The sequence below is a fragment of the Streptomyces sp. NPDC090798 genome (genome assembly GCF_044768965.1).
Classification (GTDB): domain Bacteria; phylum Actinomycetota; class Actinomycetes; order Streptomycetales; family Streptomycetaceae; genus Streptomyces.
Window position 1 is genome coordinate 374,580 of the sequence record NZ_JBIVXA010000007.1, and the last position, 13,271, is coordinate 387,850.

At 68.8% G+C, this 13,271-nt stretch carries 15 protein-coding genes and 1 pseudogene; 11 read left to right on the forward strand and 5 right to left on the reverse strand.

What is annotated here, in order from left to right:
• Positions 1 to 137 precede the first annotated feature (137 nt).
• The 4 genes from ACIQTP_RS18445 to ACIQTP_RS18460 all read left to right on the forward strand — a co-directional run bounded on the left by ACIQTP_RS18445 (position 138) and on the right by ACIQTP_RS18460 (position 3,942).
• Positions 138 to 398: a hypothetical protein gene (locus ACIQTP_RS18445; RefSeq protein WP_391058124.1), complete on the forward strand. Its 261-nt coding sequence runs from the start codon at positions 138 to 140 to the stop codon at positions 396 to 398.
• 39 nt (positions 399 to 437) lie between these two features.
• Positions 438 to 1,073, forward strand: a complete 636-nt coding sequence (locus ACIQTP_RS18450; protein ID WP_390931140.1) for an FCD domain-containing protein — start codon at positions 438 to 440, stop codon at positions 1,071 to 1,073.
• A gap of 35 nt (positions 1,074 to 1,108) precedes the next feature.
• Positions 1,109 to 2,248 (forward strand): aminotransferase class I/II-fold pyridoxal phosphate-dependent enzyme, encoded by a 1,140-nt coding sequence (locus ACIQTP_RS18455; RefSeq protein WP_391058127.1) that lies wholly within the window; start codon positions 1,109 to 1,111, stop codon positions 2,246 to 2,248.
• 509 nt (positions 2,249 to 2,757) lie between these two features.
• Positions 2,758 to 3,942 (forward strand): acetyl-CoA C-acyltransferase, encoded by a 1,185-nt coding sequence (locus ACIQTP_RS18460; protein WP_391058130.1) that lies wholly within the window; start codon positions 2,758 to 2,760, stop codon positions 3,940 to 3,942.
• 13 nt (positions 3,943 to 3,955) lie between these two features.
• On the opposite strand, the gene ACIQTP_RS18465 is transcribed toward ACIQTP_RS18460, so the two are convergent.
• On the reverse strand, positions 3,956 to 4,819 hold the full coding sequence (locus ACIQTP_RS18465; protein WP_390931145.1) for a 3-hydroxybutyryl-CoA dehydrogenase: 864 nt from the start codon (positions 4,817 to 4,819) through the stop codon (positions 3,956 to 3,958).
• Between the two features lie 305 nt (positions 4,820 to 5,124).
• Between ACIQTP_RS18465 and ACIQTP_RS18470 the strand changes: the two genes are divergently transcribed.
• The 4 genes from ACIQTP_RS18470 to ACIQTP_RS18485 all read left to right on the forward strand — a co-directional run bounded on the left by ACIQTP_RS18470 (position 5,125) and on the right by ACIQTP_RS18485 (position 7,110).
• On the forward strand, positions 5,125 to 5,385 hold the full coding sequence (locus ACIQTP_RS18470) for a hypothetical protein (RefSeq protein WP_391058132.1): 261 nt from the start codon (positions 5,125 to 5,127) through the stop codon (positions 5,383 to 5,385).
• Positions 5,386 to 6,033 (forward strand): hypothetical protein, encoded by a 648-nt coding sequence (locus tag ACIQTP_RS18475; RefSeq protein ID WP_391058135.1) that lies wholly within the window; start codon positions 5,386 to 5,388, stop codon positions 6,031 to 6,033.
• An 8-nt stretch (positions 6,034 to 6,041) separates the two neighbouring features.
• A complete protein-coding gene (locus tag ACIQTP_RS18480) occupies positions 6,042 to 6,476 on the forward strand; it encodes a hypothetical protein (protein WP_391058137.1) in 435 nt (144 codons plus the stop codon).
• A 64-nt stretch (positions 6,477 to 6,540) separates the two neighbouring features.
• Complete coding sequence (locus tag ACIQTP_RS18485) at positions 6,541 to 7,110, forward strand: MarR family transcriptional regulator (RefSeq protein WP_390931152.1); 570 nt, start codon at positions 6,541 to 6,543, stop codon at positions 7,108 to 7,110.
• Between the two features lie 39 nt (positions 7,111 to 7,149).
• Here ACIQTP_RS18485 and ACIQTP_RS18490 read toward each other — a convergent pair whose 3' ends face one another.
• Together ACIQTP_RS18490 and ACIQTP_RS18495 are read right to left on the reverse strand one after the other, a co-directional pair.
• Positions 7,150 to 7,308 carry a hypothetical protein gene (locus tag ACIQTP_RS18490; RefSeq protein WP_391058139.1) on the reverse strand — a complete coding sequence of 53 codons (159 nt, stop codon included), beginning with the start codon at positions 7,306 to 7,308 and terminating at the stop codon, positions 7,150 to 7,152.
• Positions 7,305 to 8,057: an alpha/beta fold hydrolase gene (locus ACIQTP_RS18495; protein ID WP_391058142.1), complete on the reverse strand. Its 753-nt coding sequence runs from the start codon at positions 8,055 to 8,057 to the stop codon at positions 7,305 to 7,307. Before ACIQTP_RS18495 ends, ACIQTP_RS18490 begins: the two co-directional genes overlap by 4 nt.
• A 235-nt stretch (positions 8,058 to 8,292) precedes the next feature.
• Here ACIQTP_RS18495 and ACIQTP_RS18500 point away from each other — a divergent pair, with 235 nt between their 5' ends.
• The 3 genes from ACIQTP_RS18500 to ACIQTP_RS18510 all read left to right on the forward strand — a co-directional run bounded on the left by ACIQTP_RS18500 (position 8,293) and on the right by ACIQTP_RS18510 (position 11,004).
• Positions 8,293 to 8,577, forward strand: coding sequence for a carboxymuconolactone decarboxylase family protein (locus ACIQTP_RS18500; RefSeq protein WP_391058144.1), 285 nt, complete (start codon positions 8,293 to 8,295; stop codon positions 8,575 to 8,577).
• A gap of 97 nt (positions 8,578 to 8,674) precedes the next feature.
• Positions 8,675 to 10,153: a streptophobe family protein gene (locus ACIQTP_RS18505; protein ID WP_391058147.1), complete on the forward strand. Its 1,479-nt coding sequence runs from the start codon at positions 8,675 to 8,677 to the stop codon at positions 10,151 to 10,153.
• An 80-nt stretch (positions 10,154 to 10,233) separates the two neighbouring features.
• On the forward strand, positions 10,234 to 11,004 hold the full coding sequence (locus tag ACIQTP_RS18510; protein ID WP_391059122.1) for an FAD-binding protein: 771 nt from the start codon (positions 10,234 to 10,236) through the stop codon (positions 11,002 to 11,004).
• Positions 11,005 to 11,007: 3 nt separating this feature from the next.
• On the opposite strand, the pseudogene ACIQTP_RS18515 reads toward ACIQTP_RS18510, so the two are convergent.
• Positions 11,008 to 12,620 (reverse strand): annotated as a pseudogene (locus ACIQTP_RS18515) (CocE/NonD family hydrolase).
• Entirely contained in the window at positions 12,617 to 13,210 is a 594-nt protein-coding gene (locus ACIQTP_RS18520; RefSeq protein WP_391058149.1) for a TetR family transcriptional regulator, read from the reverse strand. The pseudogene ACIQTP_RS18515 and the gene ACIQTP_RS18520 overlap by 4 nt, the downstream one beginning before the upstream one ends.
• Positions 13,211 to 13,271 lie beyond the last annotated feature (61 nt).

Sequence of the window (13,271 nt, forward strand, 5' to 3'; positions counted from 1 at the left end):
CCCGGAGGTAGTCACAGCGGCCTCTCGGACCCCAGGGTGTAGGGCGCTACACACCGGGTTCGGGAGGCCGCTCCCTCGTTGCGGTAGGTGCCGGACAGATCGTGGCAGCCGGGCCGGTGCCAGAGCCCGGTGCACCCGTGGCAGCTGGGGGCCTGCTGACCAGCCAGTGCCGCAGGGCGGCAGCCCGTGTCCGACCCGGAGAGGACATCTTCGACGTGCCGGACCATGCCGACGGCAGCTGGCAGCGCACGAGCCCGGTGGACCTGCAGTCCGGTCCGATCGACGCGGTCGCCGTCGCGGTGACACATGAACGCCTCAGTGAGCAGTGCGACGTGACCCTGTACCGGGCGGTCTCCCATTCAGGGCTGCCCACCGCGCGATCAACATCAATGCATTGAAGAATGCATTCTTGCATGCAAGTAGTCTAGGCTGCCCCCATGCCCAAGACCCTCGCGGCAGCAGACCGCGCGTATCTGCACGTCAAGCAGTCGATCCTGTCCGGAGCGTTCGCCGGTGGAGAGCTCGTCAGCGAAGGAGTCGTCGCGGCCGAGCTCGGCATGAGCCGCACCCCGGTGCACGAAGCGTTCCTGCGTCTGGACACGGAGAAGCTCGTGACGCTGCACGCGCGCAAGGGCGCCGCGGTCACCCCCATGCCTCCTCATGAGGCCCGCGACGTCGTGGAGATGCGCGAGGCGATCGAGGCATCGGCGGTTCGTCGTGCTCTCGGCGGCCCAGGGCCCAGCCCGGCCGCTCTGGCCGAGCTCCGGCTTCTTGTCGACAGGCAGAGCAGGCTTGCCGCCGACAGCGACATCGAGGCGTTCGCCGAGTGTGACGCGGAGTTCCACGGTGCGCTCATCCGAGCCTCGGGAAACGCAATCGCTTCCCAGATGTACAACCTGCTGCGCGATCGTCAGCTGCGGCTGCGGCTTCAGCTCCTTCACATCCGCCCCGAGCACCTGTCTCCGGGAGCGCAGGAACACGTGGCGTTGCTCGATGCCTTCGAGGCCGGTGACGCGGACACGTACTGCGCCTTGCTGCACACCCACCTCAGCTACTACCTCGGCACACGCTAGTCCGATCCCAGAACTCCGTAGATCAGGAGACCGCAGTGCCGAAACTGTCCGAGAACGCGCTGTCCATACCGCCGTCCGGCATCCGGCGCATCTATGAGATCGCCGCTCAACTCGACGACATCATTCCGCTCAGCATCGGTGAGCCCGAACTGCCCGTCGCCCGGCACATTCTCGACGCCGGCACGCGGGCATGGAACGACGATGTCACGAACTACACCCCCAACGACGGCCTCGCGCTCCTGCGTACGGCGATCGCCACCAAACTGCGCCGTGACAACCTTTACTCCGTCTCCGGCGACCAGGTCCACGTCACCGCCGGCGGCGCCCAAGCGCTCCACATGGCCATGTCGCTGACACTCGCCCCTGGCGACGAGATCCTGATCCCCGACCCGGGCTATGCCACGTTCGCCATGACACCACGCCTGGTCGGCGCGGTCCCTGTTCCCTATTCGCTCACACCGGACAGCGGATTTCAGCCCGACCTCGCGCAACTGGACCAGCTCATCACCAGACGTACCAGGGTCCTGCTCATCAACAGTCCCTCGAACCCGCTCGGCGTCGTCTATGGGCCGGAGCTGCTGCGCGAACTGCTGGCCTTCGCCGCCCGCCACGGCCTGTGGGTCATCAGTGACGAGGTGTATGAGTACTTCACCTACGACAGCCCGTACGTGAGCCTTGCGAGCCTGGACAGCGACGACCGGGTCTTCGGCGTCTACTCACTGTCCAAGACGTACGCCCTCACCGGCGCGCGGGTTGGCTACCTCGTGACGCCAACCGGTATCGCGGACACCTTCCGTGCTGCGCAGGAGTCCATCGTGAGCTGCGTGAACACACCTGCTCAGCTGGCTGCGGTCGCCGCCCTGGAAGGCGACCAGAGCCACGTGGCCGCAGCCCGCGAGCGCTACAGGGGGAACATCAAGGCAGCGTCTGCCCTACTCGACGATCAGGGCATCCGCTACCAGAGGCCAGCAGGCGCGTTCTACCTGTGGATCAATGTCTCCCACGCCAGCGATGGGAATGTCTCGGCCTGGGCGGAGAAGTTCCTCATCGAGCAGCGCGTCGCGGTGGCTCCGGGTGTGGCGTTCGGCGCGGCGGGTGAGGGATGGATACGTGTCTGCGTCGCCGGGAAGATCGATCCGCTTTTGACGGCCCTTGGCCGCCTCCCGCGCCCTTGAACGGTCAGGTCCGCAGTGGGCGGTCGGGACGCGGTTATCGTGCTCGTACCCGATGGCGCTGACGGTGAGCACGCCGAGCGGGGTGTATGAGCGGGTCGTCCCGGACGCGACGGCCTTGCGCCACCACGACCCGCGGGACGCGGTCTCGGAGACAGCCGTCCAGGATGCGGCCGCGACCTGGGGCTGCCCGATTTACCGGATCACGCAAGGATCGGGTGGTCCCGGCCGTATCGGCCTGACTCTTACTTATGGCTGACCCGGTGGATGTCCTGGCGTTGATCTGTCGACCGCCCGGCCGGGCACGCAGCAAGCACTGCGGGCCCGTGCCGACCCGGCACCCTGGACGCTACGGCTGCAGATCGAGCGTCTGGGCTCGATGTCGCTCCCCCATGTGACGTCCATCGCATGGTGAGCAGATAGTAGGTCGCCCTAGTATCGGTGATGCTCGGACGGGACCGGCAACCCCCGTGGCGGGACGCTCCGCACGGGGCGCGAGATGGGATGCACACATGGCAGAGCCCGAGAAGATCGTCGTCCTCGACGGGGCCAGGACCCCGGTCGGAAGCTTCGGCGGGGTGTTCAAGGACGTACCCGGCTTCGAACTCGGCGCGACCGCCTCGCAGGAGGCACTGAAACGCGCAGGCGTCGCCGCGGAGGACATCGGCGAGGTCGTGATGGGCTGCATCGGCCAGGTCGGACCGGACGCCTACAACGCTCGCCGGGTCGCGATCACCGCCGGACTGCCGAAGAACGTGCCCGCATACACGGTGAACCGGCTCTGCGGCAGTGGCCTGCAAGCGATCTGGTCCGCGGCGATGCAGATGCGCTGGGCCGGCCTGGACTTCGCCCTCGCCGGCGGGAACGAGTCGATGACCCGGATGCCGTTCTACGACTTCGGGGCGCGCACGGGCTACAAACTGGGCGATCGCGCACTGGTGGACGGTACGGTCATGATGCTGACCGACCCGTTCCAAGGTGTCCACATGGGTCTCACGGCGGAGAACGTGGCCGAGAAGTACGGCGTCTCGCGCGAGCAGCAGGACGAGTTCGCCATGGAGTCCCAGCGGCGTGCGGCGACTGACGCGGCACGGGCGGCGTTCGCCGAGGAGATCGTGGCGGTGGAGGTGGGCGGCCGGAAGCCGTTCACGGTCCGCGAGGACGAGCACCCCAAGCCCGGGACCACCATGGAGGCGTTGGCCGGGCTGCGTCCCGCGTTCGCCAAGAACGGCACCGTCACGGCGGGCAACGCCTCGGGCATCAACGACGGAGGCGCCGCGGTGGTATTGGCGCGGGAGTCGGTGGCCAGGGAGCGCGGGCTGACCGGCCTGGTGTCGCTGGAGGCGGTGGCGACCGCTGCGATGGAGCCCGAACTCATGGGATATGCGCCGGTGTTGGCCCTGCAGAAGCTGTTCGCGCAGACCGGTACGACGCCCCGGGACATCGACACGGTCGAACTCAACGAGGCGTTCGCCTCCCAGGCGGTGGCAGTCGTCCGCGATGCCGGGCTGAACCCCGAGCGGACCAATCCGTACGGCGGTGCCATCGCCCTGGGCCACCCAGTGGGCGCGACCGGCGCGATCCTGTCCCTCCGGGTGGCCAAGGACCTGGTCCGCAGGGACCTCGAACTCGGCGTCGTCACGATGTGCATCGGCGGGGGACAGGCGCTGGCCGCGCTCTTCCGAAGGGTGCGGTGAGTTACGCGTACGACTACGAGCCGTCGTAGGGGTAGAAGCCTCGGCCGCTCTTTCGGCCGAGGTGGCCGGCGGCGACCATGCGACGCAGCAGCGCGGGCGGCGCGTACAGCGGTTCCTTGAACTCCTCGTACATGGACTCGGCCACCGCCTGCGCGGTATCGAGGCCGATCAGGTCGAGCAGACGCAGCGGTCCCATGGGATGGGCGCAACCGAGTTCCATGCCCTGGTCGATGTCCTCGGGGCGGGCGGCGCCCGACTCGACCATCCGTACCGCGCTGAGCAGGTAGGGCACGAGCAGGGCGTTGACGACGAAGCCGGAGCGGTCGGGCGCTTGGACGGCCTGCTTGCCGAGCTGTTCGGCGAAGGCGCGGGTGCGTTGCAGCGTGTCCTGGTTTGTGGTGAGGGCGGGGATGACCTCCACGAGTTGCTGCACGGGCACGGGGTTGAAGAAGTGCATGCCGACGACCTGGCCGGGCCGTTCGGTGGCAACGGCGAGATCGACGACAGGGATGGAGGATGTGTTGGTGGCCAGGACTGCCGCCGGGTCCTCCACCGCCTTGTCCAGGGCGCGCAGGACGTCGGTCTTGATGTCGCGGTTCTCGGCGACCGCCTCGACGACGAACTGACGGTCGGCCAGATCGCTCAGATCGTGGGTGAACGAGAGCCGGGCGAGGGTCTGGTCCCGCTCCTCCTCGCTGAGCTTGCCACGCCGCACGCCTCGATCGAGCGAGGCGGTGAGGCGTCGCCGGCCTGTCGCCGCCGCGTCGGGGGTGGCTTCGGCGACCCGGACGTCGAGGCCGCGTCGGGCGGCTACTTCGGCGATGCCGGAGCCCATGAGCCCACAACCGACGACGCCGAGACGGGCGATGGAGTCCATGTGAAGTCCTATCCGATCGGTGGTCGTGGTCAGACATCGCGGCGGTACCGGCCGCCGACCCACAACGGTCAGGAGAGCTGACGAGCCAGATACTAGGACGTCCTAGTAAGTGGCAGAAGGTGATCGTTGTGTGACTAGAAGCACAGACCGGATGGGCGGTCGGCGGCCGAGTGTGGGCTTGCTCTGCGGTGCGGGCGCGAAGAGCGGTTGATGTGCGTTGACGGTAACTAATCTGTATACCTATAGTCGGAATGCGGCGTAATGTATTGCAGGGGTGACATGATCGTCGAGGGGTGAGTAGGAGCATGGGTAGCTCGGCCGACGAGACCACACGGGTACTTCCGGTGGCGCACGGGGAGTGGCTGGTGTCGGGTGTCACCCTGACCCGCCTGGAGCCGGGCGGAGCCAACGGGCCCGACGATGTGGTGCTGTCGGAGGTCGTCGGTGGGCTGGTGTGGCAGGACCTGTGGTACCTGGGTGCAGGCGACGATGCCTTCCGGATGTGCATCCCCGACATGAGGATGCCCGTCAACCAGATCTGGCCGCTGTACCGGCACGACGACTAGATGTTCATTACGCCGCTCGATGGTTCGGCGCTCGTCGGCGACTGGCTGATGAGGCCGGGAGACGTCCTCGTCACTGCGCCGTTCGTCGAATACGGACCCTTGGTGATCGGACCCCGGGGTTGCCAGTTGCTGGAGATCTTCTCTCGGAACACGAAGGGGGGTGGCTACGCACGTGAGTACCACGACCACCCAACCCTGGTCGGTCCCGGCCGGCTCATGTACCGCCCCGGCATCTACACATACGGCCCGGCCGGTGCCTTCAATTTCGGCGCCCGGCCTCCGGGTTCGGAGCGGAACGAGGGAAACCAGACGACGCGGATCGAAGGGACGCCCGGGCTCTTCAAGGGCAGCCTGGTCAAGGGCGGACGCTGGGATCTCGGCTCGATCGACGACGCGGAGCGTGGTGTCGCGCTCGGCACCCGGCTTGCGCCCGGTGAGGTGATTCCCTCCCACCGACTCCGCGACTGGCGCTGGTCGTTGGTGACGGGCGGGGACTTGGCTCTGGGCGGTCGGCGCCTGTCGGTCGACGGCATCGTGATCACCGAACCACACGTCGGCGTACCCGAGACGGTGGCTGGAGCCCAGGGTGCTCAGCTCCTGGAGCTCTGCCGTACGGCGGTATCGGAATCGCGCGGTGAACGAGATTGAGGAGATCCATGGTGCATTGGGGCTCAGGGAGGCGGTTCTCCCTGGTTGTCGACGAGGATGCCGCCCGTCTCGACGCGATGCGACGCGCCGTTGAGGCACACGCCTTCGACCCCGAGGTGTTCCTGGTCGACGTGCCCGAGGGGTGCTCCGCCGTCTCCTTCGTGCAGAGCGTGTTCGTGCGTCCGCACTCGCGTCGGCACACCGTGGTCCTCGTGCGGGCCGGCGCGGAGAGCTGGACTACCGCGGCACTGCTCACCGTGGTTCGTCATGGAGGGGACTACGACCGCGTCGACGTCGCGGTCACGGCCGAGGGGCGGTCGGACATGCTGCCGGTACTGATCACGGACTTCCCGGAGCTGCGGCTGGTGCTCCCTCGCACACACCCCTGTGCGGTAGTCGCCGAGCTCATCGAAGCGAGGCTGGAGAGCGCTCGGTCGGCGTGACCTCGGGCGCAGACGCTAGGCTAGCGAAGTATCCAAGGTCCGAACGTCGGAGGGACAAGGCTCCATGGCAAGCGGCGACAACCGCGGGACCCGCAAGGCCGCTCGTGGAACGGACGCCGCGACCACCGGCCGCTCGGCCACGAGCGCGCGGATCGCCGATGCGTTGGGGCAGGTGTACGACCTCGACTCCGCCGGTACGGAACGGCTGATCGTCGCAGGCCTGCTCCTGCGCGTGCGCGACCTGCTGCTGCGCGAACTTGACAGTGTGCTCAGCGAACTGGGGACCTCGCACGCCAAGTACCAGGTGTTGTCGATCGTGTGCCCGGAGCCCGACGGCGTGCAGCTCTCCGAGATCGCGGCGCGGGCCTCGGTTCATTCGACCACCATGACGGCCACCATCGACCGCCTCGTGCGGGGCGGCCTGATCGAACGGCGTGCCGACCCGAACGACCGGCGCCGCATCCTGGCGGTCGCCACGCGAGATGGACACAACCTCTACCGGCGCGCACACGCCGAGCTCGCGGCGATCGAGTACGGGCTCTCCGACGTCGATTCCGACGTCATCAAGGGCCTCCTGGAGGGGTTGGACAACGTCGCCCTCACGTTCGAGCGCGAGGACGCCAAGTCCGAATAGCCGCGCACGAACCTGGCCTGCGCCACCGGCCCCGTTGACTCACCCTCCGAGCAGGTCTCGGCAGAGCAGCCGTGCGGCCGAGACCAGGGCGTGCGGGGCCTCCCACGGCACGAAGTGCCCGCAGTCGCGGATCAGGAACGGGCCGAGGTGGCGCGGAAACACCAGGGTGGCCATCCGGTCGAAGTCCGGCGCGATCACATGGTCGCAACCGCCACCGTCCGTTGTCCGTGGGCCGTCGGTGCGAACACGTCCCCGTACGGTCCGAGGCTCGCCGGGAACCCGGCTGCGTCCGCGAACGGGGCGGTGTGGAAGTCGACCGTGGGCGAGGCGCCCACGCGCCCGGTGACCGAGTCGATGAAGGCGCCGGGGTGGGCCCAGAAACGTGATGTGTAGAAGGTCGCGATGTAACTGCTGCGTCTCTCCGGGGTGTTGAGTTCGGCGGCCAGGCCGTCGGCGTCCGTTCCCTGGCGCACGCAATAGTCGCGCGCCTCGCTGGGCGAACATGTCCGTAGCCGCCGCATGGTCTCCCGGTCGTACGGCAACGGGCAGTTGAACAGCACCATCCGCTCGACCAGGCCGGGAAAACGCAGTGCCAGATCCTGGGCGATCGGGCCGCGCAGGTCGCCGGCGCAGATCGCGACCCGCTCGTGTCCGAGCCCTTTCACGACGAGGTCGTACAGATCGGCAGTGTGCGCGGCGACGCCGTACCGGCCGTCGGGAGCGAGGCCGCCGTCGCCGAAGCCCCGCAGGTCGGGCACGATCACCTCGAAACCGGCCGCGGCCAGTGGCTCGATCACCCGCCACCAGATGCGTTTTGTCTCCGGCCGTCCGTGGACACAGAGCAGTGGCACACCGCCCATGCCCTCGCGTACATAGGCCTGCTCGAACCCGCGTCTGTCGTGGCGGCGGATCGTGAATCGCTCTGGATCGACGTCGGGAAGCGTCAAGTCCTGCACTCCCTAATACTCTCCCGCCAATTGACCGGCTATGCGATTGTCGCCTAGCCTACTATTTCGTGCCCTGCAAGATCGACCAGGATTCCGTGCGCGCGACGGAGGGTTCGAATGAGCATCGATGACTACGTCATGATCAGCGTGGACGACCACGCGATCGAACCGCCGGACGTGTTCGAGGGCAGGATTCCGCGGAAGTTCGCCGACAGAGCGCCCTTCGCGCGGCGCGATGCGGACGGTCACGACCGCTGGGTTCGCGTACGGGGAGGTCTGGCCGGGGCCCGGACTTTCCCCGCGTGACCGGAGCATCGCCACCATCGCCGCACTCGTCACCCTCAGCTGCACCGAAGAGCTGCGGCTCCACAAGCTGCGTGGGCTCGCCAACGGCCTTACCAAGGCCGAACTCGGCGAGATTCTCCCGCAGTTGGCCCCATACGTCGGCTTTCCGCTCGTGGTCTCGACCGCGACCAAGATCGCGGACCTGCTCGAGCCGGCCGACACCGACGCGACCTGAACCTGAATCAGAGGGACATCCCATCCCGTGGGCCGCTCGCCCTCCGGTCGGGTCGCGTCAACCCTTCCCCCCGAAGTGAAAGGGGAGTGATCCCCGTATGTCTGTTTCCCCGTCCCCAACGTCCCCACCCGTCTCCTCCCGTCTCCTGCGCAACGCACTCGAAGGTGCGGCGGCGGCCGTGTGCGCGGTGGTCGCCATGGCTGCGGTCGCCGCGATCGCGCTCGTCGTGTTCGATCCGCAGTCCGTCGACTCCCTGTGGGCACTGATCATGGCCGTGACCGCCCTGGCTGTCGGCGGTTCGGTGAACATCGGTCCCGACACCATGCCTGCGCCACCGGCAGCGGCTGCGCAGGGCGCCGGTGTCCCCGGCGGCGGATCGGCGACCCTCTCGCTGAGCGGCGCTGTCGACGTGGTACCGCTCGCCGTGACCCTGCTCGGCGCGGTGGTCCTCTGGCTGACCTTCTCCTGGGGGCTGCGCCAACGGACGCTCAACGGAAAGGAGTTGATGACCAGAGCCCTTGGCGCCACGGGCGCGGCCGTGCTCGGCCTGATGCTTGCCGCCTCGCTCGCCCATGGCTCGTTCAAGCTGCCGGCGGTGTCGCAGAGCGGAGCCGGCGCGCTCGGCGGCAAGCTCGGAGAGCTGGTGGAGAAGCTGTTCGGCGCCAGTGCCCTGGGGGCCTCGGGCGGCGCCGCCCAGCCGGCGATGTCGTACGACGTCGCGATCGGCACGACCGCGGTCGGCGCCCTGGTGTGGGCCGTCGCTGTGATCGCGGTGGGGCTGCTCATCAGCCGCCGGGTGCCGGCCGGCTTCACCGCGGGCGGGTTGCGGCCTGCGTGGGGGCCGAGCCTCTCAGCGCTCGTACGGCCTCTTCTCGTCATCGCGGCGCTGATGACGGTCACCGGGGCGGTGGCCGTCGGTGACCACAAGGCGGCGGGCGGAGCCATGCTGCTGGCACCGGTCGCCCTGGTGACCGCGCTGAGCGTGGGGCTGGGATCCACCTGGACGTCCTCCTCGCACCAGATGCAGAGCGCTGCCGGAGCCGCCGCGCCCGGCGCCGGTACGTCCGGTGGACAGCGGGCCGCCGCAGCGCCGCCCAACCACACCCAGCACATCGGTGACCTCACGATGGGCGGTGTGCCCGTGTGGGTCGTGACTCTGGTTGTCACCGCTCTCCTCCTGCTGGCATGTGCCTTCGCCGCCGCCCGCGGCACGGATCCGGCACAGGCTCGTCCCCTGCATCCCTATCGCGGCCCGCTGGCCCGGCAGATCGGCCTGGCCGAACGCTTCGGTATCGTCACCGCCATCGTCTTCGGAGTGCTGGCGGTGGGCGTGCAGACCTCGTTCCACACGAGCGTGAGCATGGCCGGTCACGCGGTCGGCGGCAGTGAGATAAAGGTCGTCGGCGGCGTGCTGTGGACCTTCGTCGCCGGCCTGCTGGCCGGCGCGGTGGCCGGGTTCGCGGGAGGCCTGCTGCAGGGGGAGGGGGAGAAGACGCGCGCCTTGCGTTCGCGCCGGTCCCCGGTGGCCGTCGGTGCGAGTCCCGTGCCTTCGGGCACGGCGGAACCGGGCGCATAACTCCCCGGCAGGCGACTGCCGGCATACATGAGTGATCCCGCCGGGCCGCGTCTCGGCGGGATCACTCACGCGGTATACGCATCGCCATGGCCCACGGCGCTGCGGCCGACCTGCTGGACGAGGCCGGGCGGATGCCCTCGTGGATCATGCCGGACGGCACCCCCAGCATGTGCCCGTCCGAGCGCAGCAAACCGGCGGCGATCATTGTCGACTCGACGGGCCGCCGCTACTTCAACGAGGCGGTCTCGTACCAGGAGGCGGGCCAGCAGATGTACGCCCGCGAGCGGGAGAGCGGCGGCGCGATCCCCTCCTGGCTGATCGTCGACTCCTGGCACCGAGGCCACTACCCCTTCGCCACGGCGCCGCCCGGACGGACGCCGAAGCAGTGGATCGCCGACGGTGCGATGAAGCGGAGCGACAGCCTGGAGGACCTGACCCGCCAGTGCGGGATCGACGCCGAGGGGCTCCTCAAGACCGTCGACAGGTTCAACTCGTCCGCCGAGACGGGAGTCGACGAGGACTTCCACCGGGGAGAGGGCGACCACGAGAGGTTCTACGGCGACATCACTCACAAACCCAATGCCTGCCTGGGGCCCGTCGCCAAGCCGCCGTTCTACGCCGTGGCTCTGTACCCCGGGGACATCGGCACGAGCGGGGGCCTTCTCTGTGACGAGTTCTCGCGAGTACTGGACACCGGCGGGGAGCCCACCGCCGGACTGTACGCGACCGGCAACTGCACTGCGTCGGTGATGGGCCGCAAGTATCCCGGTGCGGGGGCGAGCATCGCCGCATCGGCGGTGTTCGGGTACGTGGCGGCGAACCATGTGGCCCACGCCCCCGCAGCGGAGTGAGCGTCATCCCACGGGCAGAACGATGGCCGAGGGATGTTCGGGGTCGTGGAAGATCTGCTGCTCGGCAGTGCGCAGCTGGGCAGCCGAGCCGCGAGGCTCACCAGTGCCGGGGTTGCGGTTGAAGCGAGGGAAGGCGCCGCTGGAGATCTGCACGCGGATGCGGTGGTCGCGCCGGAAACGGTAGGCGGTGGGCCACAGCCGAACGATCGCCCGGGTGACCTGGTCCGCTCCGGCGATGCTCGTCAGGCCGTCGCAGACGTTGGTCGAGCGGCCGTCGACGTCGACATCGCAGAGGCGTACGAAGACATCGGCGTACGGCAGGCTGGAGCGGAAGAAGATCTCGGCGCTGATCTCCCCGATGACCTCGACGTCGTTGTCCAGTACGGAGGTTGTGTAGGTGAGGACGTCGCGTCGGGCCTCCAATTCGGTGTTGTCGACGCGGCCGGACTTGACACCGAAGGCCATGCGTACGCCCCCGACGGCGGGAGTGGGGTCGGCCGGGTCGTAGCGGTAGCGGTCCGGGGGTGCCCCGGCGGGCTGCTGGGGGAAAGGGCTCCGCGCGGCTGGAGGTGGAAGCGCCGGGGCTCGTAGCCGGGCGGCGGCCAGGACGGGAAGTCGCGCCACTTCTCCTCGCCCATGACGAACAGGCGTACCGGGGCGCGTTCGGCCGGTTCGCCGCCCTTGGCGAGTGCCAGGCCGAAGTCGAGGGCCTCGGGGAAGGCGGCCTGTCCGACGCCCACGGAGGTGTGGGCCCAGGGGCCGACCGTGAGACGGGCCGTGCGTCCGGCCTCCTGCAGCACGCGGAAGTCCCGGAGCTGGCCGGGCAGGAAGATGTCGTGCCAGCCGGCGATGCTGCTCACCGGGACCTGGATGTCGGCGACACGGTGGCGGTGGTCGAGCCCCTGCCAGAACGGGTCGTCGGCGGGGTGGTCGAGGATGTCCTGGACGTAGTCGTAGCGGTGCCCGATGGCGGCGGTGTCGGCCTGGTTCAACGGCAGCGTGCGCAGGGCGCGTTGGAGCTTCTTCCCGCCCAGCACGGCGCGCGGCATCGCCCAGCGCCGTTCCTGTCCCGCCACCTGCACGGCCCAGCCGAACGGCGTCTCCAGGGAGAAGCCGTCCGCGCGCAGGAACTCCAGTGTGAGGGCGGACTCGGAGACCACCGGGATCATGGCCTTGACCTGCGGTGGCAGGGAGTCGGCGACGGCCCACTGGACGAAGCCGAGGTAGCTGGGGCCGTAGAGGATCATCGACTCGCCGAACCAGGGCTGTTTGATGACCCAGTCGATGGTGTCGAGGCCGTCCTCACGCTCGCGGCGCAGCGGATCCCACGGGCCGTCGGAGCCGAAGGTGCCGCGAGTGCTCTGGACGATCACCTGGAAGCCGCGCTCGGCAAGGGGCCGGGCCATCTGGCCGCCGACCAGGCCCGCTCGGCCGTACGGGACGCGTATGAGCGCGGTCGGCAGGCCGTCGCCGCGATGCTTCGGGGTCCAGCGGTCGGCCAGCAGGACGGCCCCGTCGCGCATCGGGACACGCCGGTCGGGTTCGACGGTGAGGTCTCTGGTCAGGGGCGGGGGCAGGTGCAGCATGCGCTGGATGAGGTGGCTGTTGAGGTTCATCGGGGGCGGCCTCCGGGGGTGGGAGCGGGGCGGCTGGTGGCGAGCACCGTCGAGACGCGCAGCAGACGGTCCGCCAGTTCTTCGGGATCGAGCGGGTCGTCCGCGTCGATCACCCAGTCGTTGACGATCGCGCCGGTCCCGCCGGTGATCAGCGCCACCAGGTCCTGTGCCGTGGCCTCGTCGAGGTCGCCGAACACCTCGCGCAGGCCCGCGACAGTGATCAGTGACGCGAAGAGCCTGTTCAGGGCTCGGGCCATGGCGAAGGCGCACGATCCGGTGAGCATCGCGCGGTAAAAGGGCCGGTGCCGGGCGAAGTGCCGGGCCATCGCGAGCAGGCGTCCGCGATGGGACGCATTGACGTCCCCGACCTCCGGCAGGAGCTCCCGTTCGACCAGGTCGGCCGCGGCCGCCACGAGAAGCGCGTCACGGTCCCCGAACTGGATGTACACCAGCTGCCGACTGACGTCCGCGGCGTCGGAGAGGTCGATGACCGGCAGAGCGGTGGTGCCGCGCTCGGACACCAGGCGGACCGCGGCGTTTTTCAGTGCCGTGCGGGAGCGCTGCACCCGACGGTCTTGACGATCCTGCATGACGTGAAGACTAGACAGCTGTCAAAAAATGAGCAAGAGTTAAACCAATCAACTTATTTAA

Excerpts from the sequence above, each read along its gene's own strand:
- ACIQTP_RS18450 (WP_390931140.1), top strand. The coding sequence starts at position 438 with ATGCCCAAGACCCTCGCGGCAGCAGACCGCGCGTATCTGCACGTCAAG.
- ACIQTP_RS18460 (WP_391058130.1), top strand. The coding sequence starts at position 2,758 with ATGGCAGAGCCCGAGAAGATCGTCGTCCTCGACGGGGCCAGGACCCCG.
- ACIQTP_RS18465 (WP_390931145.1), bottom strand. The coding sequence starts at position 4,819 with ATGGACTCCATCGCCCGTCTCGGCGTCGTCGGTTGTGGGCTCATGGGC.
- ACIQTP_RS18470 (WP_391058132.1), top strand. The coding sequence starts at position 5,125 with ATGGGTAGCTCGGCCGACGAGACCACACGGGTACTTCCGGTGGCGCAC.
- ACIQTP_RS18475 (WP_391058135.1), top strand. The coding sequence starts at position 5,386 with ATGTTCATTACGCCGCTCGATGGTTCGGCGCTCGTCGGCGACTGGCTG.
- ACIQTP_RS18480 (WP_391058137.1), top strand. The coding sequence starts at position 6,042 with ATGGTGCATTGGGGCTCAGGGAGGCGGTTCTCCCTGGTTGTCGACGAG.
- ACIQTP_RS18485 (WP_390931152.1), top strand. The coding sequence starts at position 6,541 with ATGGCAAGCGGCGACAACCGCGGGACCCGCAAGGCCGCTCGTGGAACG.
- ACIQTP_RS18500 (WP_391058144.1), top strand. The coding sequence starts at position 8,293 with ATGCGGACGGTCACGACCGCTGGGTTCGCGTACGGGGAGGTCTGGCCG.
- ACIQTP_RS18505 (WP_391058147.1), top strand. The coding sequence starts at position 8,675 with ATGTCTGTTTCCCCGTCCCCAACGTCCCCACCCGTCTCCTCCCGTCTC.
- ACIQTP_RS18520 (WP_391058149.1), bottom strand. The coding sequence starts at position 13,210 with ATGCAGGATCGTCAAGACCGTCGGGTGCAGCGCTCCCGCACGGCACTG.